This is a genomic window from Myceligenerans halotolerans (genome assembly GCF_054782975.1).
The window spans coordinates 1-22,377 of record NZ_BAAGRL010000042.1 but is presented as its reverse complement, the minus strand read 5'-3'; the positions used below and the strand labels follow the sequence as shown (position 1 = coordinate 22,377).

Annotated in this window: 17 protein-coding genes and 1 pseudogene; 9 read left to right on the top strand and 9 right to left on the bottom strand. The window is 67.8% G+C overall.

Annotated features, from left to right (window positions below):
• The first annotated feature begins 118 nt into the window (after positions 1 to 118).
• The 5 genes from ACYVK5_RS21455 to ACYVK5_RS21435 all read left to right on the top strand — a co-directional run bounded on the left by ACYVK5_RS21455 (position 119) and on the right by ACYVK5_RS21435 (position 11,244).
• Positions 119 to 7,900: a polymorphic toxin-type HINT domain-containing protein gene (locus tag ACYVK5_RS21455; protein ID WP_460708005.1), complete on the top strand. Its 7,782-nt coding sequence runs from the start codon at positions 119 to 121 to the stop codon at positions 7,898 to 7,900.
• A 1-nt stretch (position 7,901) separates the two neighbouring features.
• Positions 7,902 to 8,513 carry a hypothetical protein gene (locus tag ACYVK5_RS21450; protein WP_460708004.1) on the top strand — a complete coding sequence of 204 codons (612 nt, stop codon included), beginning with the start codon at positions 7,902 to 7,904 and terminating at the stop codon, positions 8,511 to 8,513.
• Positions 8,514 to 9,195: 682 nt separating this feature from the next.
• The gene (locus tag ACYVK5_RS21445) at positions 9,196 to 9,636 is read left to right on the top strand and encodes an SMI1/KNR4 family protein (protein WP_460708003.1); all 441 of its coding nucleotides are present in this window, start codon (positions 9,196 to 9,198) and stop codon (positions 9,634 to 9,636) included.
• A 355-nt stretch (positions 9,637 to 9,991) separates the two neighbouring features.
• On the top strand, positions 9,992 to 10,582 hold the full coding sequence (locus ACYVK5_RS21440; protein ID WP_460708002.1) for a hypothetical protein: 591 nt from the start codon (positions 9,992 to 9,994) through the stop codon (positions 10,580 to 10,582).
• A 119-nt stretch (positions 10,583 to 10,701) separates the two neighbouring features.
• Positions 10,702 to 11,244: a hypothetical protein gene (locus ACYVK5_RS21435; RefSeq protein ID WP_460708001.1), complete on the top strand. Its 543-nt coding sequence runs from the start codon at positions 10,702 to 10,704 to the stop codon at positions 11,242 to 11,244.
• Between the two features lie 399 nt (positions 11,245 to 11,643).
• On the opposite strand, the gene ACYVK5_RS21430 is transcribed toward ACYVK5_RS21435, so the two are convergent.
• Complete coding sequence (locus ACYVK5_RS21430) at positions 11,644 to 12,018, bottom strand: hypothetical protein (RefSeq protein WP_460708000.1); 375 nt, start codon at positions 12,016 to 12,018, stop codon at positions 11,644 to 11,646.
• A 405-nt stretch (positions 12,019 to 12,423) separates the two neighbouring features.
• Between ACYVK5_RS21430 and ACYVK5_RS21425 the strand changes: the two genes are divergently transcribed.
• Positions 12,424 to 13,071 (top strand): M23 family metallopeptidase, encoded by a 648-nt coding sequence (locus tag ACYVK5_RS21425; RefSeq protein ID WP_460707999.1) that lies wholly within the window; start codon positions 12,424 to 12,426, stop codon positions 13,069 to 13,071.
• 352 nt (positions 13,072 to 13,423) lie between these two features.
• On the opposite strand, the gene ACYVK5_RS21420 is transcribed toward ACYVK5_RS21425, so the two are convergent.
• From ACYVK5_RS21420 to ACYVK5_RS21410, 3 genes are all read right to left on the bottom strand, one after another.
• Positions 13,424 to 13,849, bottom strand: a complete 426-nt coding sequence (locus ACYVK5_RS21420; RefSeq protein ID WP_460707998.1) for a hypothetical protein — start codon at positions 13,847 to 13,849, stop codon at positions 13,424 to 13,426.
• A 72-nt stretch (positions 13,850 to 13,921) separates the two neighbouring features.
• Positions 13,922 to 14,773: an LppM family (lipo)protein gene (locus tag ACYVK5_RS21415; RefSeq protein WP_460707997.1), complete on the bottom strand. Its 852-nt coding sequence runs from the start codon at positions 14,771 to 14,773 to the stop codon at positions 13,922 to 13,924.
• Between the two features lie 144 nt (positions 14,774 to 14,917).
• Entirely contained in the window at positions 14,918 to 15,715 is a 798-nt protein-coding gene (locus ACYVK5_RS21410) for a helix-turn-helix transcriptional regulator (RefSeq protein WP_460707996.1), read from the bottom strand.
• 50 nt (positions 15,716 to 15,765) lie between these two features.
• Between ACYVK5_RS21410 and ACYVK5_RS21405 the strand changes: the two genes are divergently transcribed.
• Entirely contained in the window at positions 15,766 to 16,179 is a 414-nt protein-coding gene (locus tag ACYVK5_RS21405; protein WP_460707995.1) for a DUF2000 family protein, read from the top strand.
• 20 nt (positions 16,180 to 16,199) lie between these two features.
• Here ACYVK5_RS21405 and ACYVK5_RS21400 read toward each other — a convergent pair whose 3' ends face one another.
• From ACYVK5_RS21400 to ACYVK5_RS21390, 3 genes and pseudogenes are all read right to left on the bottom strand, one after another.
• On the bottom strand, positions 16,200 to 16,943 hold the full coding sequence (locus ACYVK5_RS21400; RefSeq protein WP_460707994.1) for a LutC/YkgG family protein: 744 nt from the start codon (positions 16,941 to 16,943) through the stop codon (positions 16,200 to 16,202).
• Positions 16,940 to 18,418 (bottom strand): LutB/LldF family L-lactate oxidation iron-sulfur protein, encoded by a 1,479-nt coding sequence (locus ACYVK5_RS21395; protein WP_460708021.1) that lies wholly within the window; start codon positions 18,416 to 18,418, stop codon positions 16,940 to 16,942. Before ACYVK5_RS21395 ends, ACYVK5_RS21400 begins: the two co-directional genes overlap by 4 nt.
• Before the next feature lie 410 nt (positions 18,419 to 18,828).
• A pseudogene (locus tag ACYVK5_RS21390) lies at positions 18,829 to 19,530 on the bottom strand ((Fe-S)-binding protein); the annotation flags it as partial.
• Positions 19,531 to 19,625: 95 nt separating this feature from the next.
• Here ACYVK5_RS21390 and ACYVK5_RS21385 point away from each other — a divergent pair.
• Both ACYVK5_RS21385 and ACYVK5_RS21380 read left to right on the top strand, forming a co-directional pair.
• Complete coding sequence (locus ACYVK5_RS21385) at positions 19,626 to 20,471, top strand: FadR/GntR family transcriptional regulator (protein WP_460707993.1); 846 nt, start codon at positions 19,626 to 19,628, stop codon at positions 20,469 to 20,471.
• Between the two features lie 208 nt (positions 20,472 to 20,679).
• Positions 20,680 to 21,363, top strand: coding sequence for a SprT family zinc-dependent metalloprotease (locus ACYVK5_RS21380; protein WP_460707992.1), 684 nt, complete (start codon positions 20,680 to 20,682; stop codon positions 21,361 to 21,363).
• Between the two features lie 106 nt (positions 21,364 to 21,469).
• Here the strand turns inward: ACYVK5_RS21380 and ACYVK5_RS21375 are convergent, their stop codons facing one another.
• Positions 21,470 to 21,655: a hypothetical protein gene (locus ACYVK5_RS21375; RefSeq protein ID WP_460707991.1), complete on the bottom strand. Its 186-nt coding sequence runs from the start codon at positions 21,653 to 21,655 to the stop codon at positions 21,470 to 21,472.
• Between the two features lie 168 nt (positions 21,656 to 21,823).
• The coding region (locus ACYVK5_RS21370) for an HAD family hydrolase (RefSeq protein WP_460707990.1) at positions 21,824 to 22,377 on the bottom strand (554 nt) is incomplete at its 5' end.

The window sequence follows — 22,377 nt, the reverse complement described above, 5'->3', positions numbered from 1 at the left end:
CCAAGACGGGCGAATCCCCACCGGTCGGCGACCGGCAGGAATCTCAGGCAGCACACGGGGCGGGCGAGCACCGCACGCCGGACAGGTATCGGGCGGGAAGACAGCGTCTGGGGCAGTGATGAGCCAGCAGAACAACACACGGCGCGATGCGGGGCGTGGGCGGTGGACGACGGCGGGCGTGAGCCTGGTCGCGGCGGCGGTGACGGTGCTGGTTGGTGTCGATCCGGCAGCGGCAGCTCCCGTGGTGGGGCAGATCGTCGCGCTGGAGGCAGCAGCCGAGGCAGAGATCGACGCGCTGGAAGCACGTAACGAGAACTTTCAGGAGGTCCTGGCCGAGCTCAGCCCGGAGGACCCGGTGGTGGCGCAGGATCTGACCGCCGAGGAGTGGGAGCCGACTCCCGATCCCTCGGCGGCTCCGCCCGAGGATCTCCCCGCCGAGACACTGCCCCCCGTCTCCGACGATCCCGGCGAGGAGGGTTCGAGCGAACCGGACGAGGATGTGCCGCTTGAGCAAGCCTCGACCATGTCGCAGGTCGAGACGGCCACGGCGAGCAGCGAGCTCGACAAGTCGAGCACGCTCGACAGCGACGTGAGCGGTGAGCCGGCGCCGTCGCCGGACGTGAGCAGTGATCCGGCTCCCTCATCGGACTCTGCTGATGATCAGACGCCGTCATCGAGCACGGCCGACGCGCCGGCGGCGCGGGGCGCCGGCGTCGCCAGCACGACGGTGGATCTCGCTGCCGGTGACGCGCAGGTCGACGTCGACGGTGTCCAGGTGAGCGTGAGCGGGGACTCCGAGGTTGCGGGCAAGGATGCCCCAGGCACCGGGGGTGGTATCCGGGTCGCCGCGGCCGGCGTGCAGGCGGATGCGTCCGGTAGTGTGCCGGGCCTGTTGGTGCGGGTTGAGGCTACCGCGGTGGATGCTGGGAAGAACGCCACCGGCGAGAAGCGTGCTGCGTCGGGCGGGAAGGCCGCCGACCCGAAGCAGGTCGCCCCTGCGGACGGCGTCGTGGACGTGCGGGTGGACTACGAGTCGCTGATCACCGCCGGCGCGGTGCCGGGTGGCGACTGGGCGTCGCGTCTGACGCTGGTGGACGTGTCGGGGTGCGACGCGGACGATCTGGCGTCGGGGGACTGCGAGGCAGAGCCTGTCGAGGAGGTGTCGAACGACGCGGACGCGAAGACTCTCACCGCGCCCATGACCGTGTCTCAGCAGTCGACGACGCTGATGGTCGCCGCGAGCACGTCGGGTGGTGGCGGTGACTGGGGCGCGACGTCTTTGGCGCCTGCCGCGTCGTGGGGTGTGTCGGGCAGTACGGGTGCTTTCACGTGGTCTTACCCGTTGACGATGCCGTCGGCGGAGGGGCCGGGTCCACAGCTGAGCCTGTCGTACTCGTCGGCCGCTTCGGATGGCCGGGTGGCTTCCACGAACAACCAGGCCGGTGCGGTGGGTGAGGGCTGGTCGCTGACCGAGTCCTACATCGAGCGGAAGTTCGCCCCGTGCGCCGATGATCAGGACGCGGTGGACGGGCAGACGCCGAACAACGTCTCGCATTCCACTGGTGACATGTGTATCGGCGTGGACAACGCGACGATGGTCCTGGACGGGCAGGCCGTGGACCTGGTCAAGACCAGTGGCGGGACCTGGCGGCCGAAGAAGGCCGACGGCACCAAGGTCGAGCGCAAGACCGGGGCATCTAATGGTGACCACGAGGGTGAGTACTGGCTGGTCACCACCTCGGACGGGACGAAATACACCTTTGGTCGTGGCGAGCGGACCTCCGACGGTCTCAAGACAGGTTCGTCGTGGACGATGCCGGTCTACGGCAACCATCCGGGTGAGGCCTGCTACAAGACCTCGGGCGACGGCGGGTTCGCGGCGTCGAAGTGCCGGCAGACCTACCGGTGGATGCTTGAGCATGTGGTCGAGCCGACCGGCGGCACGATGACGTACGTCTACTCCACCGAGACGCGCAAGTACGGGCACAACCTCAGCGCCGGAACCTCCACCTACACGGCGGGCGGGTTCCTCAAGCGGATTCTGTACGGCACCCGTACGGGCGATGAGGGCGACGGCCTGGCGCCGGTGCGGGTTGACCTGGAGCACTCGGCCCGGTGCGTCCCCGGCGAAGGCGTGAACTGTGACGCCGGGCGGGTCAAGCAGTACCTGTCGGCGTGGCCCGACGTGCCTGGTGACCTGGTCTGCTACAAGACGGCGTCGGAGTGCGGGATCGATGCGATCTCGCCGTCGTTCTACACCCTGTACCGCCTGGCGCGAGTGACCACACGCGTACACGACGGCAGCTCGTACAAGCCGGTGGACTCCTGGCGGCTGAACCAGTCCTTCATCTCTCCCGGCGACGGGTCGCTCGGGGACGGCGGCGGGAAGGTGCTGTGGCTGCGCTCGATCCAGCACACCGGCCACGGAGGCACCACCTCCACGGGCGATGACCTGTCGAACAACAAGGTCGTCTTCGCGTTCGAGCTGCTGCCCAACCGTGTGGACACGAATACTGACGGCCTGCCGCCGATGTACCGGCCCCGTGTCACGGGCGTGCGCACCGAGTCGGGCGGAGTGGTCTTCCCGAACTACCGCACCGAGTGCGGCCCGGGCGACGTGCCTGCCGACACGGATGCAGCCAAGCGGGACAACACACGTCTGTGCTTCCCCGTCGAGTGGCAGGGGGATGATCTCCCGATCGACTGGTTCCACAAGTACGTGGTCACCAGCGTCACCCAGTCCGGCGCCTCACCGACCGCCGGTGGCGGGGGGATCGTGACCGGGTCCGAGGACCTGGTCACCAGGTACCGGTACGACGGCGGCGCGAAATGGGTCAAGCCCACCGGGCCCCTGACCGACCCCAAGGACGTCACGTGGTCGGAGTTCCGCGGCTTCCGCACGGTCGTGGTCACCGAAGGTGAGGGATCCCAGGCCAGCTCCACCACCACCCGCTACCTGCGGGGCGTGGACGGCTCCAGCTTCGACGTCGGACCTGCCGGGCACCGGTACACGGTGAACGACCACGAAGCCCTGGCAGGGCAGGTCGTGGAGGTCACCGACCACAACGGCAACAGCAATCAGGACGCGATCTCGACCACGGTGACGGTGCCGAAGACGCCGGTGACCGTCGCGACGGGGATCGACGACGTGAAGGCCACGAGGCTGACGGGCACCGTGGCATACGGGTTCTCCATGGACGCGGCAGGCGACGTTGCCACCCGCACCAAGTCCGTGACCACGTTGAACGCCCAGGCGCAGGTCAAGCAGACCGAGGACTCCGGCGACCTGGACAAGACCGGAGATGAGACCTGCTCTCAGATCACCTACGCCCACGTGGGCAGCGGCGCTCACGCCGACACGCTCGAGTCGAAGAACATGGTGGCGCTGGTCGAGCGCACCCAGAGCTTCGCCGTGGATTGCGCGGACGTGGAAGCGGGCACCGTGTCGCGGCCCGGGGACGTGCTGTCTGACACGATCGCGACCTATGACTCCAAGGGCCAGGTGACCGCCACCCGAGGCATCGACCCGGACCTGGACCGCGCCACGGGGACGCTGGGCAACGGGTCGGGTGCGGGCTATGTGACGTTCGAGGAGTTCACCTACGACAGCCTCGGGCGAGTCACCTCCACGACGGACGTCGCGGGCCGCACCTCCACCACCGCATACACCCCGGCGGCCGGTACGATCCCGACGAAGATCGTCACTACGAGTCCGGACCCGGACGGGACCGGCCCGAAGACGGCCATGTCGTCCACGACGACCTACGACCCGGTCACCGGGCAGCTGAAGGCCGCCACGGACACCAACGGGCAGACCACCCGCGGCACCTACGACACGCTCGGGCGCCTGGTGGAGGTGGTGTACCCGCAGCACGAGGGCCTGTCGGTCCCGTCGATCGAGTACGAGTACGTCACCCGCGCCAACGGCCTGAACGTTGTCGTCACGCGAACCCTCGGCGCCGACAGCGACAACAATCCGGTGCAGCACGCCTCGGCGGAGTTCTACGACGGCCTCATGCGCGTCTTCCAGACGCAGGACGAGGCGCTGGACACCGGCGAACAGCGCAACGACGATGCCGCGACCCGCGGCCGGCAGATCACCCAGGCGTTCTATGACAGCGCAGGGCGCACGTGGAAGCAGACCAGCCCACAGTTCGCCACAGGCCTAGTCTCGAATACGCCGGTGCAGCCTGATCTGATCGCGGACTCGGCCACGGTCTGGTCGTACGACGGTGCCGGCCGGCCGGTGGACGAGATCTTCTACGTCGGCAACCCGGACAACCACCTGTACGAGCGGTGGCGGACCGTGACTCGCTACGACGGGAAGTACACGACCGTCGTGCCACCGAAGGGCGGGACGGCCCGCACCACGGTGGCTGACGCGCGCGGCCGCACGACCGCGCTGTGGGAGCACACGGCCCGGCCGACGGTCGACTCGGACACGGCGGATGGGCACTGGTACGTGCCCTCGACGCTGCCGGGATTCGATCCCAGGACGGCATCGGCGTCGTCGTACCAGAAGACGAGCTACGCATACGACCGGTTCGGGCAGATGACCTCGATGACCGGTCCGGGTGGTGACACCTGGACGTATGAGTTCGACATGGGCGGGCGGCAGGTGCGCGCCTCGGACCCGGACTCGGGAACGATGACGACGTCGTTCGACCGGGCGGGGAACGTGGCGCGCACGGTCAACGGCAACGGGAACGCGGCCGGGTCCACACAGGCCGTGGTCGACGCGAACACGCTGGTGTACTCCTACGACCGGCTCGGGCGGCCCACGCAGACCTCTGACGGGGCCGGGCAGGTCCGTTCCCGCTGGGAGTACGACACCACGCCAGGTCCGGACGGGAGCCCGCTGGCAGGTCTGGCGTCGTCGACCACGACCATGCACGACGGGCTGGAGTACACCACCCGCGTGGACGCCTACGACGACGCATACCGGCCGACGTCGTCCACGGTGGTGCTGCCTGACGGGCTTGACCTGCTGACCGGGCTCGTGGGCCGGGAGTTCACCACGACCACCGAGTACCGTATCGACGGTTCGGTACGTCAGCAGGTCCTGCCGCCGGTGTCGCAGCTGGCCGAGGATGGTTCGGTCGCCGGGACCGTGCTCGGCAAGGAGCACGTGACCACGTTCTACGACGACGCCGGCCTGCCGACCTGGATGGGTGGCGGCTTCGGCTGGGGCACCTACGTCGCCGACTCGCAGTTCACCGCCGAGGGCCGGCCGCAGGCCATGGACCTGGGCACCACCTACGGTGCGGTGGCCACCTACGGCTACGAGCACGGCACCGGGCGCCTGGACCGGATCGGTCTGTCACGCGAGCAGTACGACGCGCGCGACGTCGACATGGCCTTCGAGCACGACCCGTCGGGGAACATCACCGCGATCCGCAACACGCCGGGTGTCGGAGACGCGGCCAACGGTGACCCGCAGGCCAACGACGACAACCAGTGCTTCGACTACGACGGGCTCGGGCGCATGATCGGCGCCTGGACCGACGCGGGTGGCACCTGTGCCGATTCGATCGGCGACGTGACCGCCGCGCAGGTCGGTGGGTCGGGCTTCTCCGCGGCGCCGTACTGGAACGAATACGCCTATGACGCGGCCGGGAACCGCACCAGCCTGGTCCAGCACGTGATTGACGGCGGCGACGACGTGGTCAAGACCTCCTACGAGCACGGCGCGACCGGCCCGCACCAGGTCACCCGCGCCACCCAGCAGACCGGACCGGAAGACACGATCGACTCCGCACCGCAGGCAGTCGTGGGCGAGTACGAGTACGACGCGGCGGGCAACCAGACCGTGCGCACCCTGTCCGAACCGGTCGACGGGAGCGATCCGGAGCAGGTCGAGGCCGACACCGACGGGGACGGGCTGGTCACCACCAGCCAGCTGATGGGCTGGGATGTGGACGGCGACCTCGCTACCGTGGCGACCTCGGGGGAGGGAACCGAGGGCGAGAACACGACCGAGGACGGCGAAGCCGAGTACGTGTACACCCCGTCGGGGGAGCGGCTCGTGCGGATGGACGCGTCCGGGGCGACGGTCTTCCTGGGGGGCCAGGAGATCCACGTGGACGGGGCCGGCGCTGTCGGCGCGCTGCGGTACTACACCTTCGCCGGGCAGACCGTCGCGGTCCGGGACGGGCGAGGACTGGGCGGCGTGACCTCCCTGGTGGCCGACCACCAGGGCAGCACCGTCGCCGCCGTGCCGAACACGAACTGGACGCCGGACGCGGTGACCAGGCTGTACACCGACCCGTTCGGCGGTGACCGCACTCCCGCAGTCGTCGATCCTGACACCGGAGAGATGCTGTCCGGGGACGATCGACTACCCGGGGACCGGCGGTTCCTGGCCGCGGCCGGAGGCGTCGAGGATGCCTCGACCGGGCTGGTACTCCTTGGCGCGAGGTACTACGACGTGGGCTTGGGCAGGTTCATCTCGACCGACCCGCAGCTGGACGCGAGCAACCCGGCCCAGTTCAACGCCTACGTGTACGCGGGCAACAACCCCGTCACGTTCTCCGACCCGTCGGGTCTGTCCTGGTGGAGCAGCATCAAGTCCGGGGCGAAGAAGGCCGCTGGTGCCGTGGGTGGGTTCGTCAAGAAGTACCAGGCCGAGATCATCGGTACCGTGGCAGGAGCGGTGGTCTTCGGTGGGTGCATGGCGCTGACCGCCGGAGCAGGATCTATCGGCTGCGCCGTCGCGGGCGGAGCCGTGGGCGGCGCGGTCACCAACCTGTGGAAGACCAAGGTCCAGAAGAAGAAGCCGTTCTCCTGGAAGAGCCTGGCCACCGACACCGCACTCGGCGCGGCAGGCGGCCTCCTCGGGGCCGGCGCCGGTGCCGTGATCGGTCGTGTGGCGCCAGCCATCACCTCCGCAGCATCCGGCGCGATCCGGTCGGCGACGTCCGCGGTCACCAGACGCGTCTCCGCCACGGCGGCGGCCGTTTCACGCACCATCGCGCAAAAGGCATCGGCAGCCAAGAACGCCGCGGCGGCCAAGCTCCGCGCCACCGGGGAACGGATCAGTTCGGCCGTTCAGGGCCTCAAGCAGCGACTGAGCGGCCCTGGATGCTCCTTCGCCGGTGCTACCGGTGTCCTCATGGCCGACGGCAGCATCAAGGCCATCGAGGCCATCAAGCCAGGTGACAAGGTCGTCGCGGCCGATCCCGAGACCGACGAGAAGGCCGTCCGCGAGGTCGAGGCCACGCACGTACACGACGACGTCCTGGTCACCTTGCGTCTGGAGGACGGGCAGACCCTCCGCACCACGGAAGACCACCCGTTCTGGAACGCCACCGACCAGGAATTCCAACGAGCCGACCAGCTTGAACCGGGCGACAAGGTCCTGGACGACCACGGCGACGTGCACACCATCGCGGGGATCAAGAACGACGTGACGTTCGAACCGGCCTGGAACCTCACCGTCGCCGGACTGCATACGTACCATGTAGTCACCGACCCGGCCCGCGGCCCACCGGCCACGGGCACCGTCGGCGGAACCCTCGACGCGGACGCCACCAGCATCCTCGTCCACAACTGCCCTACCGGAAACCTGCAATCCGGAAACAGCGCAGCAGCGTCGGCGGGAACAAAGATCCACAACGGGCCAGAGTGGGCTGAGCACCTGGACTCGCTGAGTTACAAGCCAGGTGCCAAGATTAGTGAAGGAAACGTCCCGGATGGGTTCACCGATGGCGGCTTTCCTGTCGAGCTGAAGCCGCAGACAAAAAGCGGGATCAAGGCGGGAACCCGGCAGTTGCGGCGATACATGCGAGAGATGGGTGTGGACTACGGCGAGCTCTGGACGTATAAGCAAGGGAAGGATGGTGTCGCGTTCAGCTTGACCGCAATCCCAAAGAGTCCGTACCGTTGGTGGAAGTGGAACTGAGATGTCACGAAAGATTGGCCGCGCAAGGTTTCTGCATGAGCTCAATTCTTACGGTGTCTTCCCCCGGGATGTTAAGGTCGGAAAATCGGGAACCGTGGAATGGGTCCAGGAGGATTTCGATTACTTCTTATCGTTGGAGACGCAAGGGCTAGGACGAGCGACCTGGATTCTGTGGGTCGGTGATCAGGGATTCCGTCAAGTTCGCATGCGAGGATTTGGTGCCGCAAAGCTCACACTCCGTCCTGTGGGCGACGCGGCGTTTGTGATTACTGACGATGTAGGCGATCTGGAAGTGTTCGCCAATGAAGTCCGCAAGGCTGCATCTTTTGTCGCCGATAGATCCGACTTCTGTAGGATCCTGATGGCCGAAGAATCGGTCATTCGAGGTGAGATCGAGGCGTGGCAGATGCCGTCAAACTATCCCTCTCGACTCGCTGAGGCACTAATGCTGTCGCGCATTATTGCGAGTTCGGAGCTTGAGAATGAGGTACGCGAAAGAATCGCAAGTGCGCCTGATACGAATATGTTTGGAAAGAAGGTTTCCGCGATCACCTCGGTCCGCCGATGGCTAAAGGAATATTCTCGAGACTTTTACATCAAGGTTGATGTCTGACTTCCAAGGCCAAGAAAAAGCCCAAACCTACCATCTGGGATCTTGAGCTCGGGCGTCGGCCCGCGAGCGTTGCTATCTAAGCCCTTCCGGTCGTGCGAATCCGAACGGCCCGGCAACTCAGTGGGAGATGGCGCGTCTGGGCTACTATGTACGCTCCGGACAGCGGAACTTCGACGACGTCAGGTTCTATCTTGGTGGCAAACTGCAGAAGATTGCTCGCCCCTCAGAATGGGAGCCGTTTGACTGATGGTTGACGTGCAGTCGTTCTCGCGCCCATTTCAGGTGTGGATATACTCCACAAGTCATCGACTGTTGCTTCTCCGAAGCGCGCGGACCGCGGCCCATGACTCGCGGATCGACGTTCTATTCGGATTCGTTGAGCACATGAATGTCGCCACGAACATTGACTACCTCGAATTACAGGAAGCCAGTTCCGTAGAAACTCAGGCGTATGTAGATTCCTACGGGGCGCGCATTCCTGATCGACTGTCTCTGACGTTCCTCAGCCATGAAAAGCGGTTCTTCGTTGTTGGTGCGCCTCCGATGTGGCACGAGGACTCTGGAGGCTACGACGATCCGTCGTATTTCGAGGCCAATTTCCTTATGGGTCATCGCCCATAAGGGGCCGTGTCTGATCTCTCGCATTGCGCAGGCGCCGTTTCGATTCTGTGGGGATCCAGGTATGTGGCGAGAACTGGTCGAGGATATTTGTGGCGACGCCGAGTTTGGTGCCCCCGCCACTCAACACGAGATCGATGCTGCCGCGAGGGTGGTCGGTTTTCCTCTGCCTGATGACCTCAGCTCACTCCTGATGGAGTGCGGTGGGGTTTCTGCCTGGTACGGCACGCCCTATGTCTGGAGCGCAAGGCGTATCGCGGATGAGAATGCGACGATGTACTCGGGCCAGGAAATGGCTGACTTGTACCTGCCATTCGAAGGGCTGCTTTTCTTCGGCGACAATGGTGGCGGGGATCGATTTGCGTTCGTGATGCGAGGGGGCCGAAGAGACGTCTTCGTGTGGGAACATGAATCCGACAGCAGAAGATGGGTGGCTGGCGGATTGGAAGATTATCTGCGGCGCTCCCTGGCTGACGGCGGCGATTCTTGGTATCAGGAAGCATGATGTCGGACGCCAGCTGCCGACTCTCGTCGTTCTGACGTGCGTTGCCGCAGGCTACACCCGAGGTGACGGGCCCGCCACTGCCGACTGTTTCCGTTTCTGGCGGTACCAGCGCCAGTAGTGGACGGAGCACATTCTATGCGGGCAATAGTAATGGCTTTGATACGGGTCAGAAGGCGGCGTTGGATCGACTGGGCATCACACGGGTTCGGAGTCGTGAAGGGTTCCATGCCGAAGAAGAGCTGCTAGAGGAGGTGCCGGACCTCGTTCGGGTCGGCACGTACAAGCGGTTCCCGTGCGGGCCCGACGAGCACAACTGCGCATTGCAATTGGCAGAGCGCGGAGTAAAGGTGGATCAATGAGCGCACTTGGCGACGTCGTAGACCGGTTGGCCCAGGATGTCCGAGCATTGCCGAAGCGAGGCCAGGTCGCTCTGTTCCTTACGGCGGCTGCCGTCCTCGCGGATAGCCGGCGGGATTGGCTTCAAACGCAGCACAGAGTCTCGGAAGATGCTGTTTTCGAGGATGCTCTCGCCAAGGCGGCAGATTTCGCCTCCGGAAGATTGGACTCGGTTCCCCCGCGAGTAATCTCGGCAATCGAGACTGCGGTGATGTCGGAACTGTCCGAAGATGGTGCGAGCACCACTGTTCAGGACTGCTGGATCTGTCTGGACACTGCTCTTAGAGGGCCAACTGAAGGTTACGACATGGCTTCTGCGACCTGGTATATGTTCGAACCCCTGTTCCGATCTGTATCCACTCGGATCTTCGGAGTCGCGGATGTAGGTAGCGAGGCAGAAGAAATGGCAGAACCAGCAATGCTTGAGGACTCGGCGCTGCGCCAAGGCGTCTCAGCAGTCGAGCTCTGTATCGGTCAGATATCCACAAGTTTGATTGATGATCTTCTTCTATCACAGTTGCGGTCCACCATGTCGGCCATTCGCCCGTAAGCCATCCTCCGCCCGATCGCCGACGATGCAAGGGTCGAGCACGGACTGCGGGTGCTTGGGTCCTCCCTTGCCAGAAGCAAGATTCAGAGCGGCGGTCGCTACCTCGTTCGGTTGGGTGATTGATGCTGCAAGAAAATTTCGCGAAGCTAAGAGAGATCCTTCGTTCTGCGGGACGGCCGGTGGTTGACGCTCTACTACCTGGTGCCGAAATAGATGTCCCGGGATCGACGCCGGGTGACTTTCCGGACGACGCCGTGGCGTGGTTCGCGTGGACGTCAGGCTTGAGAGAATCTCCGGTCCTGACCGTCGACGAATCCAGTGTAATTCCGGGCTACTACCCGATTTCACTGGAAGAATCACGACAGTATGTAGCGTCGTGGGGGCCCGATGCGGCGCGTGACGTGGGTGGCGAATTTTATCTCCCATTTCTCGGTGCCCCGAACGGAGACAACTACGCATTCGTGTGGTCGTCGGATAGCTATGTCGGGATCGCAGGATTTCTGGTTGGCGAGAGTGTAGAACTCGAGTTCGCCTCCCTTGACCAGATGCTGAGCTACGTACTCGAATGCTATGCCGAACGGGCGTTCTATGTAGACTCGACGGGTACGCTTTCAATGAATGCAGATCTTTGTGACGCGATACTTGAACAAATTCAAGATTGAACGCAAATCGGGCTAGGGTTCAGGGTACGGATGATGCCCGTAACGCTGGCTACCGGACGTGGGTGTCAACGCAGTGCGGGACGCGACGCTCAGCCTCGATCGGGTCTGTCCAATGGTTGACAGGCTGGCAGGAAACGCCCATCGAGGTCGACACTGTTGCCGCCGCCTCGATAGGCACGGTTACCTCCATGTCGGACATATCGCACCTCCAAGCTAGCCTGGTTCAGCTTCGTGGCCAAGGTGGCCATGGCGGAGTTCACCCGCTGTCAATGACACGTTGGGACTCCAGAGGCTCCAGGACATGAGAAGTAGGGAGAAGGAACGTCCGCTCGCGCATCGCGCCTGAGTGTTGTGCCTGGTGGCTCAGCTTGAAGCGGCCTCGTGGGCGAAGGGAGTGGCTCAGCCTGGTAGGCCGCCCCACCTGACGAACTGGTCTGTGAGGATGCCAAGGAGTGCCAGCCCGCCGAGCCCTGATGCGGCGACGATTCCTCGGCGCTGACTTGCTCTGAGCAGGAGGAGCGTGACGGTGGCGTAGCTGATAGAGATGACGATCGCGGAAGCGAAGGCTGGGGTGAAGCGACTGTCGGGCGAACAGCCGGGCGGAGCGGGGTCGGTCAGCACGCACGCCGTCCCAACCTCGGCCGGTCGGGCGAGCACCCAGATGTTCTCCAGCGAAAGGGCTGCGATCGCTGCAGCAGCGAGAAGGGCGAGCACAAGTACCGTCGCGCGGAGCTTTTCTCGGGCGGTCCGTCCACTCATGTCAGTCTGGCCCACGCTCCAAGAGCGTATCGATCGAGTGCGGGATGGCGCCAGACATTGGAGCGCAGCCGCCGCCGGAGGCGGCCAGGCCTGGGGCAGTGTCGCGGCATGGGCTCGTCGACCAGTCGCTATGGACGACGGACCGGCCCAAGTGCCGATTCGTGGCCGTTGTATCCGGTGCGAGTGCGGCTTGAGGTGGGCTCGTAAAGGGAGCGGCTATCTGCATCCTGACCGATCGTGACCGATCGTGATCGAGTCGTGCGGGCCGAGATCGAACCAGCCACCCATCAGCCGGCTGACCAACCTCCCTGGACATCACAACTAAAGCTCTCAACGCACCCGGCCGACCCGCCACACATCAGGTCGTTCATCGAGTGGCATCATGGAGTCGTTGATCCGCCGGGAGTCAGGAGGAATCCGTTGGCCGCACTCGTTGACCTGGAATACCCCTTCATGGGTCGATGGCTGACCCGGAACAGCCCGGCCAACCGTGTGCCGAGCCACGGCACGACGCTGTTCGGGACGTCCTATGCGATCGACTTCGTTCCTGTGGACGAGGCCGGGCACACGGCCCCGCTCACGTTCGCGTCCCTCGTGCATCCGGAGCCGGCGGACCGCTTTCCGGGCTTCGGACGCCGCGTACTGGCGCCCATCGAGGGCGTCGTCGTGGCCGTGCGCGATATCGAGCCGGATCACGTGGCATATCGTGGTTTGCCCTCGGTCGGCTACGCGCTGACCCAGCGTCGCCGAGCTGCTGGGGGCTGGCCGGCACTCGCCGGCAACCATGTGCTGATCGAAGGTGACGGTGTCGTTGTTGCCGTGTGCCACCTTCAACAAGGCAGCGTCGAGGTTCGTTCAGGCCAGCACGTTCACCTCGGCGACCTGCTCGGTTCCTGTGGCAACTCGGGCAACAGCACTGAGCCACATGTCCATCTGCAAGCGGTCGACGGCCGGGACATCGAGCGAGCCAAGGCCGTCCCCCTGGCTTTCCAGGGCAGGCTCCCGCGAAACGGTGAGATCGTCGACGCCAGAGCAGCCGGCACGCCTGAACAGCCGCGTACCCGATGACGGTGACACCTCTGAGCCAGGCTCTGGAGGCCGGTGTGGCCCTGATCGACGGCTCCCCGACCCCTACCGGCAACCACACGGGCGCCGGCACGACGAATTTCAACGGCAAGCACCGCAAGCAGGCCCTGAACACCCAGGTCGCCGCCCAGCTGAACGGTGCTCTGGCCGCGGTCTCGGTCCCGGTGCGTGGTTCCCGGCACGACTCGCGTGCACTGGAGGAAGTCGGCTGCCCACCTCAAGCAGTGGAAGATCCTGTCCACCAGCGACCGAGGCCGCCTGACCGAACTACCAAGCGTGGTCCACCTGATCACCAACCTTGAGTTTTACCGCCAGACCCCGTGAACAACGCTGACTACGCGGCCGGCGTCGCCACGGCCAGCTTGGCCGCGAACCCCTGTTCGGAGGCGCGCGGGATGACGATGCCGAGCTCCTGGCCGTCCGCGGTGACGGCGTCCCACACGGGCGTGCCCGGGTCGAGGAAGAACAGGTCCTTGGCCGTGCGGGGCCGGGATTCGCGCGAGCGCAGGATAAGCGCGATCGGCTCGCCTTGGGGCTTGACCCAGGTCAGGCGCTGCTCTTCGTCGACCGTCACGACCGCCTTGGTCCACTTCTTGGGCTTGTGCAGGCCGGGCACCTTGCCGGAGCGGGCCCAGATGATGATCTGAACGCTCTCGGTGCCTGTGCACCGCGTCGCCTGCCGACGTGAGATGAACTGGAAGAGGAGCGTGCCGCCGGCGATGCTGGCGAGAGCGACGACAGCAGTACTGATGATCTCCACGATTGTTGCCTCTCGAAGGGGTATGGCCTGCGGCGGAAAACTCCGCCACAGGCCACGGCTGGTGTGGACGGATCAGGCCTTGTCGGCGTCGACGGGCTCTGCCGCAGCAGTCGGCGGTGCGGATTCCCCGGCGGCAGCCGTCTTGCGGTTCCGGGCCGCGCGGATCCCGGCGAAGGTCAGGCCGACGACGAGGCCGATCCCGGCCCCGATGATCACCGTGCCCAGCAGGGAACCCCAGAAGCCGGCCTCCTCCTGCTCGGCGGAGGTGTCGACCGCAGCGGCCTCGCTGGCGGCGGCCTCCTCTGCGGCGGCCTCCTCTGCGGCGGCCTCCTCTGCGGCGGCAACCTCGTCGCCCGTGAGTGCCGAGGCGCGGGCCGTCAGCTTGTTCTCCTCGCCGATCTCGGCAGCCCACGCGACCGTGTTGCCGTCCGTCTCACCGTTGGACTCGATCACCTCGCCCGGGAACGTGAACGCGATGTTCACGGCGAACTGCTTGAGCAACTCCTGGGTCGTCGGGTCGGCGAGCTCCTCCTCCGTCATGTCGAGATCGTCGGTGGTCATCGGAAGGCTGCCGTCGACGGCGAACTCGTCGCCGTCACGAACGATCGACATCTCGTTGCCGGAGAACTCGTCGAGCGGGGATCCCTCGAAGATGTAGCGCTTGCCGGTGAAGCCGTCCTCGGCGTAGGGCTCGACCTCGGAGGCGTCCTTACCCAAGGAATCGACGTCGGCTCCCTCGAGCAGGTCCTCGGGCGTAGCGCCGATGGCCGCAGCCGCCGAGTCCTCGATGGCGACAACGACCTCGCCGTCGACGGTGTCGTTCCCGTTGATCGTGAGGGCCATGTCCATCTTGACGCAGCCTGCGAGCAACAGGGTTGCCGCGGCCAGGGCGGTGGCTGCGAGTGCACGTCTTGCGTAGTTCATGGGCGAATTCTCGCGTGGAAGAAACAGCTCGAATGGCGGTCGGGCGGGACTTGTCGTAACTTCACCCGCTCTCCGATGACATCGTTATACGAGCGTGACGGAGTGCACCCACAGCGCGGTGCTCGGTGCAGGCTGCCTGCCGGCCTACGCCACTCGTCCCCCGCGCTGGTACCGCCCCGGCGTCGTGCGGAGCAGTCTGCGGAAGTGCCGGGCGAGGTGGGCCTGGTCGTGGAAGCCCGTGGCCGCCGCGACGTCGGCGGCGGGCTCCCCCGCGAGCAGGCGGCGTCGCGCCATGTCCAGTCGCCGCCCCACCAGGTAGCGGTGCGGCGGGAGGCCGAACTCGCGGCTGAAGGCGCGGACCAGGTGGGGGACGGTCACGCCGATCTCGCCGGCGACCTCGGCGAGCCGGATCGGCTGCGCGGGGTCGGCGTCGAGCAGCTCACGGGCGCTCCGGGCGGTCGACGTGGCCGCCGGTTCGCGTGGGAAAGCCGGCCGGCCGGAGAGATGCCAGGAGAGCCCCTCCGTGACCAGGGCGAGCAGGCTCTCGGCCGCGACGTCCTCACGCAGGGTGAGTGCGCGGTCGAGCCCGGCGAAGCAGGCCCGGAGCGAGGCGTCCATGACGAGCGGCGTATCGACCGCATGGCCGACCAGTTCGCCGTCAAGCGCGCCCTCCTCCAGGTAGACGACCCGCTTGCGGAAGCCGGCCGCGCTCACCGACCGCCCGTCGTGCACGACTCCCGGCGGCAGCACGGTCACCCCCACGTCCTGCGCCGCGTGCTCCCGGCCGTCCAGGCCGTAGCCGATCAGGCCGTGGTCCACGATCAGCACGGTCCACGTGTCGTGCGTGTGCGCCGGGTAGGAGTGCTCGCGCCAGGCGGCGTGCAGCACCTCGGCGATCCCGGGAACTTCCGGTCGCCACGCGCGGACAACATCCTGAGCCACATCAAGAACGTACAAGATCCGCGCGGCCGCTCGGTCGCAACCTGGGTGTCATGACCTTCGAACAAGCCAAGATCGTGATCGTGCTGCGCGACGACCTGCTCGGCTGGCAGGAGAACAACGTCACCGCCTTCCTGGCCAGCGCCGTGACCGCGGCCTACCCGGAGCTCGTCGGCGACACCTACCGCGACGCCGACGGCCGCGAGTACCTGCCGATGCTCGGCACGCCCGTGATGGTCATGGTGTCCGACGGCGGTCAGCTCGCCACCATCCGCACCCGCGCCGAGTCCCGTGGGCTGAGCATCGGCGTCTACACCGCGGACCTGTTCGCCACGGGCAACGACGACGACAACCGAGCGGCCGTCGCCGCCGTCGCCACCGAAAAAATCGACCTGGTAGGCGTCGCCGTGACCGGCGAGCGCCGCGTGGTGGACAAGGTCGTCAAGGGCGCCAAGCTGCACCCCTGACCGGGCCGAGGCGCCGGAAGTCAGCCGGCCAGCACCACATGCAGCGTCCGCGGCCCGTGTACTCCCTCCACGCGGTTCAGTTCGATGTCACTCGTGGCGCTCGGGCCGCTGATCCAGGTGAGCGGGCGTTCGGGGTGCTGCGCCAGCAGTTGCACCGCCTCCGGGACCGTCTGCACCACCTGGGACGCGCGGACCACGCAGATGTGCACGTCCGGGACCAGAGAGATCGCGCGCCTGCCCTGGTCGGGGCCGGCGTCGAGCACGATCGTGCCGGTCTCGGCGACGGCGACGCGCGCCGCCGTCACGACGCCGGCAGTCCGGTCCAGGTCCGACGGCGCGAGGGGCGCCTCGGGTGTGTCGACGACGACGGTCACTCCGCCGTCGGACATCGCCAAGACCCACTCGGGATCCAGCCCGGCGGGCACGACGACGCGCGTGCCTGGCGCGTCGGACACCGCCTCGGGACTCGGCGCCCCCTCGGATCGGGTGGAGGCGGCGGAACCCGGCACGTCCCCCGCCGGACTCCCCGCTGCCAGTTCACCCGCAAGGCGCGCGACGACCGCGGCCACCTCGTCACCCGACGCGCGATGCACGTGTGCCTTGTAGTCCTCCAGCCGGTCGACCAGCACGTCCAGCACCTCCGCCGACCCCACGGCATGCTCCCCGCGCTCCCGGTACTCCCGAGGAACATCCACGGCGGTGCCTGGAGCACTGCTCAGGGCGGCCCGTATCCGGTCCAGCACCTCGGCCCGTGCGTCCGTCATCGGTCCTCCTTCTCGTGCTTCGCCCACCAGTCGCGGAACGTCTGTTTCGGCGGCACGGGCAGGTCGCGTGAGTCGGTCCACGCCGCCCCGGGCCCGGGCAGCCGCGAGATGACGCCGTCCCGCCCGCCCGCGACACGCCCTACGCGGCCGAGCCGTGCCGCCCGGCGGAACCGGCCGCCGTCGGACATCACCTTTGATGCGGCCTTCATGGCCATGCCCCAGCCCTTCCCGGCCGATCCGGACTCGACCTCGCGCGCCCGCAGGTCCACCAGGATGGACGGGATGTCGATCTTCACGGGGCACACGTCGTAGCACGCGCCGCAGAGCGTCGAGGCGTACGGCAGGTCGGAGGACTCGCCGGTGAGCTGCGGCGTGAGGATCGCGCCGATCGGCCCGGGGTAGACGGACCCGTAGGCGTGCCCGCCGACCCGCTCGTACACGGGGCAGACATTGAGACATGCCGAGCAGCGGATGCAGTGCAGCGCGGCTCGCCCCACCTCGTCGGCGAGCACGCGTGTCCGCCCGTTGTCGAGCAGCACCAGGTGGAACTCCTGCGGCCCGTCGCCCGGCGTCACGCCCGTCCACATCGACGTGTACGGGTTCATCCGCTCACCGGTGGAGCTGCGTGGCAGGAGCTGGAGGAACACCTCGAGGTCCGTGAACCGGGGGATCAGCTTCTCGATCCCCATCACCGTGATCAGGGTCTCGGGGAGCGTGAGGCACATCCGCCCGTTGCCCTCCGACTCGACCACCGACAGCGTCCCCGTCTCTGCCACGCCGAAGTTCGCCCCGCTCACCGCCACCTTCGCGGAGAGGAACTTGCGCCGCAGGTGGGCGCGGGCGGCCATCGCGAGCTCGCGCGGCACGTCGGTGAGGTCCGGCGGCGCGTCGTCCATGCGCTCGGTGAAGATGTCGCGGATCTCGGCGCGGTTGCGGTGGATCGCGGGCACGAGGATGTGGGAGGGCATGTCGTCGGCGAGCTGCACGATGAGCTCGGCCAGGTCGGTCTCGACCGCGTGGATGCCCTCGGTCTCCAGCGCCTCGTTGAGCCCGATCTCCTGCGTGGCCATGGACTTCACCTTGACCACCTCGGTCACCGGGTGGAGCTCCTCCGGCGAACCCGGGGGACGCCCACCGTTCGACGCAGCGTTCTTCGCGTGGATCAGGTCGGCGACGATCCGGTTCGCCTCGGCGGCGTCCCGCGCCCAGTGCACGACGCCGCCCCGCGCCGTCACATTCCGCTCCAGCTCTTCCAGGAGCTCGGGCAGATTGTCCATGACCTGCGTCTTCACGGCAGAGCCGGCGTCGCGGAGCGCCTCCCAGTCGGGCACCTCGCCGACCACCCGAGCCCGCTTGGCGCGGATCGTCGCGGTGGCGTGGCCCAGGTTGCGGCGCAGCTGGTCGTTGCCGAGCTCGCGCCGCGCGGCGTCCGGGAACGACGGCCCCCAGTGCAGGGGGTCGGCCGGCGTCGGCATCCCCAGGAAGACGGCGGTGCCCGACGGCGTGCCGTGGGCGGCCGGTCCCGTGCCCGACGGCGTGCCGTGGCGTGGCGGGGCGTTGTCCGGCGGTGTGTCGGGGCGGGCCGCCCCGTTGTCCGACGACGGCCGCCGGGCGGGCTGTGCGCTCATCGTGTGTCCTCCTCGGGCTGCCAGGGCCGCTCGCGGGTGGCGGCGAGGATCTCGGCGAGATGGATGGTCCGGACGGCGGGCGCCTTCCCCGCGTGGTCGTGGGTTTGCCGCGTGGTCGTGCGATCGATTGACCGACCACGCGGCAAACCCCCGACCACAGCGGGACCGGCGTCCCCGGCCGGCGTACGGTCGGCGACCGCGCCGCCCGGTCCCGCACCGGAGGCGGGGGCGCGCCCTGCGGCGTCGTCGGCCACTGAACCGGCGCGCGACGAGCGCGACAGGCCGCCGCCGATGTGCATCAGGCAGGAGTAGTCGCCGGCGGTGAGGAAGTCCGCGCCCGTGCCGACGACGTTGCGTACCTTGTCCGCGAGCATCGCGGCCGACGTGTCCGCGTTCTTCACCGCGAACGTTCCGCCGAAGCCGCAGCAGCCCTCCGCCTCCGGCAGGTCGGACAGCTCGATGCCCTCGACGGCCCGCAGCAGACGGAGTGGCCGGTCGCCGACGCCGAGCATCCGCAGGGAGTGGCAGGTCGGGTGGTAGGTGACGCGGTGGGGGAACCAGGCGCCGACGTCGGTCACGCCGAGGACGTCGATCAGCAGTTCGGACAGCTCGTACGTGCGGGCGGCGACGGCGGTCGCGGTGCGGGCCTCCGCGGGCAGGCCGGCGCGGTCGAGCACCATGGCCTGCTGGTGCCGGATCGATCCGGTGCACGACCCGGACGGGACGACGACGGCGTCCCACTCGCCGTCGGCCACGGGCTCGAACGCCCGCACGTGGTTGCGGATCACCGGCACGGCCTCGCGCTGATAGCCGGTGTTGACGTGCATCTGCCCGCAGCACGCCTGCTGTTCCGGGACCACGACGGCGTGGCCGAGCCGTTCCAGCAGATGCACGACGGCGGTGGGCGCCTGGGGGAACATCGCGTCACCGAGGCAGGTGGCAGCGAGGGCGATGCGCATTCTGAATCCTTTCAAGGGGCACCTCCGCGGGCGGCGGTGCGCGCTTCGGCACACCGTACCCCATGTGGTCCGACCACAGGGGTACGGTGGCCACCATGCGTACGCACGAGCGCGTTCTCGCGCAGATCGAGGCCGACCTTGCCGCCGGACGATGGGCCCTCGGGGAGCGGCTCCCCGGCGAGCGGGCGCTCGCCGACGAGATCGGGGTGTCACGCGCCTCGGTGCGCGAGGCGATCCGGATCCTGGAGGCGGTGGGCATCGTCCGCACCGCGGTCGGGTCCGGGCCGACGGCGGGCGCGACCGTCGTCGACCGCCCTGCGGCCGGGCTGAGCGTGGCGGTGCGGCTGCACGTGGCGTCGGGCACGCTGCCGGTATCCGACGTGGTCGCGACGCGCGTGCTGCTCGAGACCTGGGCGATCCGGGAGGCGGCGGAGCGGGCCGGGGGCGGGGCCGAGGGGGCGACCGTGAGCGACGGAGCGCCGGCGGCCGAGGGTGGCGGTGCCGGCCACGACCCCGACGGCGAGGCCGGGGGCGGCCGGCGCGGTGACGGCGCTCGCGGTGGCGACGACACGCTGGCCGAGGCACGGCGTCTGCTGGCCGAGATGGAGGAACAGGGCGTGAGCGCTCCCGACTTCATCGTCCATGACCAGGACTTCCATCTGGAGTTCGCGCGGATCGCCGGCAACCAGGTCGTGGAGGCCTTCATGCTCGGCCTTCGCGGGTCGATCGGCGCCTACGTGGCCGAGGGCGTCGAGAGGCTGCCGGACTGGGCCGCGACCTCGGCCCGGCTCCGGGCCGAGCACCGGGCGATCCTGGACGCGGTCGCGGCGGGCGACGGGCCGACGGCGGAGCGACTGACCCGGGAGCACATCGAGGGCTTCTACGCCGAGACCGGGCTGGCGGGCGGGGTGGAGTCCGTTCAGGTCGGCCGACGACGGTGACGATCCGCTGCCATGCGGGCTTGGTTGCTCCCACTCGCCGCTGTACTCCTTCGCGCGCCGGGCTCTGGCCGCCGGGCATTGGAATCGGAGCGAGGGCGCAAGGTTGCTGACCTGCGGGTTGTGGATAACCTCCGCCGCGTGTCAGACAGCGTTCCTAGATTCGATGTCGTCCGGATGGCCCGGGCGGCGACGAATCAAGGGGGCAGTCATGAATCTTGTCGAGGCGCGGAACCTGGCGCGCGACCTCATGGACCAGCACGGTCTGGCGGACTGGAGATTCGAGTACGACGACGCGAAGCGGCGTGCCGGCATGTGTCACTTCGCGCGGCGCCGCATCAGCCTCTCGGCCCCTCTCACGACCGTCTACGACGAGGGCGAGGTCCGTGACACCGTGCTGCACGAGATCGCCCACGCGCTCGCCGGCCGCGAGGCCGGGCACGGCGCGCAGTGGCGCGCGAAGGCCCAGGAGATCGGGTGCTCCGGGCTGAGGTACGTGGACCCCAGCGCGCCGACGCTGGACGGCCCGTGGATCGGGGTGTGCCCTCGCGGGCATCGCATGACCCGGTTCCGTCGGCCGGGCGCGCCGATGTCATGCCGGACGTGCGGCGGCGGCGCGAAGAACTTCGAGCCGCTGCACCTCATCGCGTGGACGTACCGCGGCCACGACGCGGCCATGGGAGAGCGGTACGAGCGCGAACTGCGTGAGCTGTGCGTGCAGGTCGGCGTGCGGGTGTCGGTCGAGCCGGGTACCGAGGAGCGGATCGCCCGCGCGGCATCCGGGCGGTGGCCGCTCCTCGTGGAACCGCTCGACCTGAGCGCGCTCGACCTCGACGAGCCGATGAGCGACGTCCCGGCGGGCGCTCCGTGGCGGAGCCCCGTAGCGAGGCGTTGATGCGGCGAGCCGTCGTTACCGGTGGGGCGCGGGCGAGCCAGGTTCGGCCCGGCCCGCGTCCTGCCATCGAACGCGAATGCCGCTACGACGTGCGGCGTCGCCACGTTCAGTACCAGTAGTCGTTCAGCGATGCGACCGCCGCGGCCGGGTCGCCGACGTCGTACCGGTCGACCATGAGGTAGTTCGGCTTCTTGCGGGCGGCGGGCTGACAGAACCGCTCGGCGCGGTTGAGCGCATTCGCGTTGTCGGTGCGCGCGGTGGTCTCCACGGGCACGTCCCGGAAGTGGTTCATCACGAACAGCGGCCGGCAACCCGGTTCATCCGGGACCGAGGGGCGTCGGTCCCGGCCCGTCTGGGGGCCCGCCCGGGGTGGGCGGGCTTGCGGCCGGGCGCTGCGTGCGGAGGTGCAGGAAGGAAGGGACATCCCGGGGGTGCCCGCCCGGCCGCAAGATGTGGTGGTTCAGGTGGTCGGGGTGAGAGGGAGTTCGAACCCTGCGGGTCGTTCGGAGTGGCGTCCGACGACGACGGCGGTGGTGGAGCGCCATTGCGCGCGTCGCTTGCCCTCGAAGCCGCGGGGGAAGTCGAGGCGGGCTTCGTGGGCGGCGTTCTCCATGTCGCGCATGGTGGCGCCTCGGGCGGCGGGGATGGGCGAGTGGCGGAGCCAGGTTCCGGTGTGGTGGGTCCAGATCTCGGCTCCGGCAAGATCGGTGTTGGTGCCGTGCCAGACGCGCACCGACGTCAGACTTCCGGTGGCGGTGTGGACGGCTGCGGTCAGTTGCGCGGCCAGTGGGGACAGTCCCGGGTCGAGTGCTGCGGCAGGTGTCAGGGAGTGGAGCACGGTCACGACCCCGGCCGCGTCGATCGAGCCGGTGGTCTCGTCGGCGGCGCGGTGCACGACGGCGGGGGCGTGTTGCATCGCGACGCCGCGGGCGGCCCATTCCAGCATCGGGATGTCGTTGTGCGCCACGAGGCGCTGTTTATCCGTGTGGAGGTGAGAGACCTTTGCTGCCAGGC

Bases quoted from the DNA above. Each gene is read 5' to 3' on its own strand.
- ACYVK5_RS21455 (WP_460708005.1), top strand. From the start codon at position 119: ATGAGCCAGCAGAACAACACACGGCGCGATGCGGGGCGTGGGCGGTGG.
- ACYVK5_RS21450 (WP_460708004.1), top strand. From the start codon at position 7,902: ATGTCACGAAAGATTGGCCGCGCAAGGTTTCTGCATGAGCTCAATTCT.
- ACYVK5_RS21445 (WP_460708003.1), top strand. From the start codon at position 9,196: ATGTGGCGAGAACTGGTCGAGGATATTTGTGGCGACGCCGAGTTTGGT.
- ACYVK5_RS21440 (WP_460708002.1), top strand. From the start codon at position 9,992: ATGAGCGCACTTGGCGACGTCGTAGACCGGTTGGCCCAGGATGTCCGA.
- ACYVK5_RS21415 (WP_460707997.1), bottom strand. From the start codon at position 14,773: ATGAACTACGCAAGACGTGCACTCGCAGCCACCGCCCTGGCCGCGGCA.
- ACYVK5_RS21405 (WP_460707995.1), top strand. From the start codon at position 15,766: ATGACCTTCGAACAAGCCAAGATCGTGATCGTGCTGCGCGACGACCTG.
- ACYVK5_RS21400 (WP_460707994.1), bottom strand. From the start codon at position 16,943: ATGACGGACGCACGGGCCGAGGTGCTGGACCGGATACGGGCCGCCCTG.
- ACYVK5_RS21395 (WP_460708021.1), bottom strand. From the start codon at position 18,418: ATGCCGACGCCGGCCGACCCCCTGCACTGGGGGCCGTCGTTCCCGGAC.
- ACYVK5_RS21385 (WP_460707993.1), top strand. From the start codon at position 19,626: ATGCGTACGCACGAGCGCGTTCTCGCGCAGATCGAGGCCGACCTTGCC.
- ACYVK5_RS21380 (WP_460707992.1), top strand. From the start codon at position 20,680: ATGAATCTTGTCGAGGCGCGGAACCTGGCGCGCGACCTCATGGACCAG.
- ACYVK5_RS21375 (WP_460707991.1), bottom strand. From the start codon at position 21,655: ATGAACCACTTCCGGGACGTGCCCGTGGAGACCACCGCGCGCACCGAC.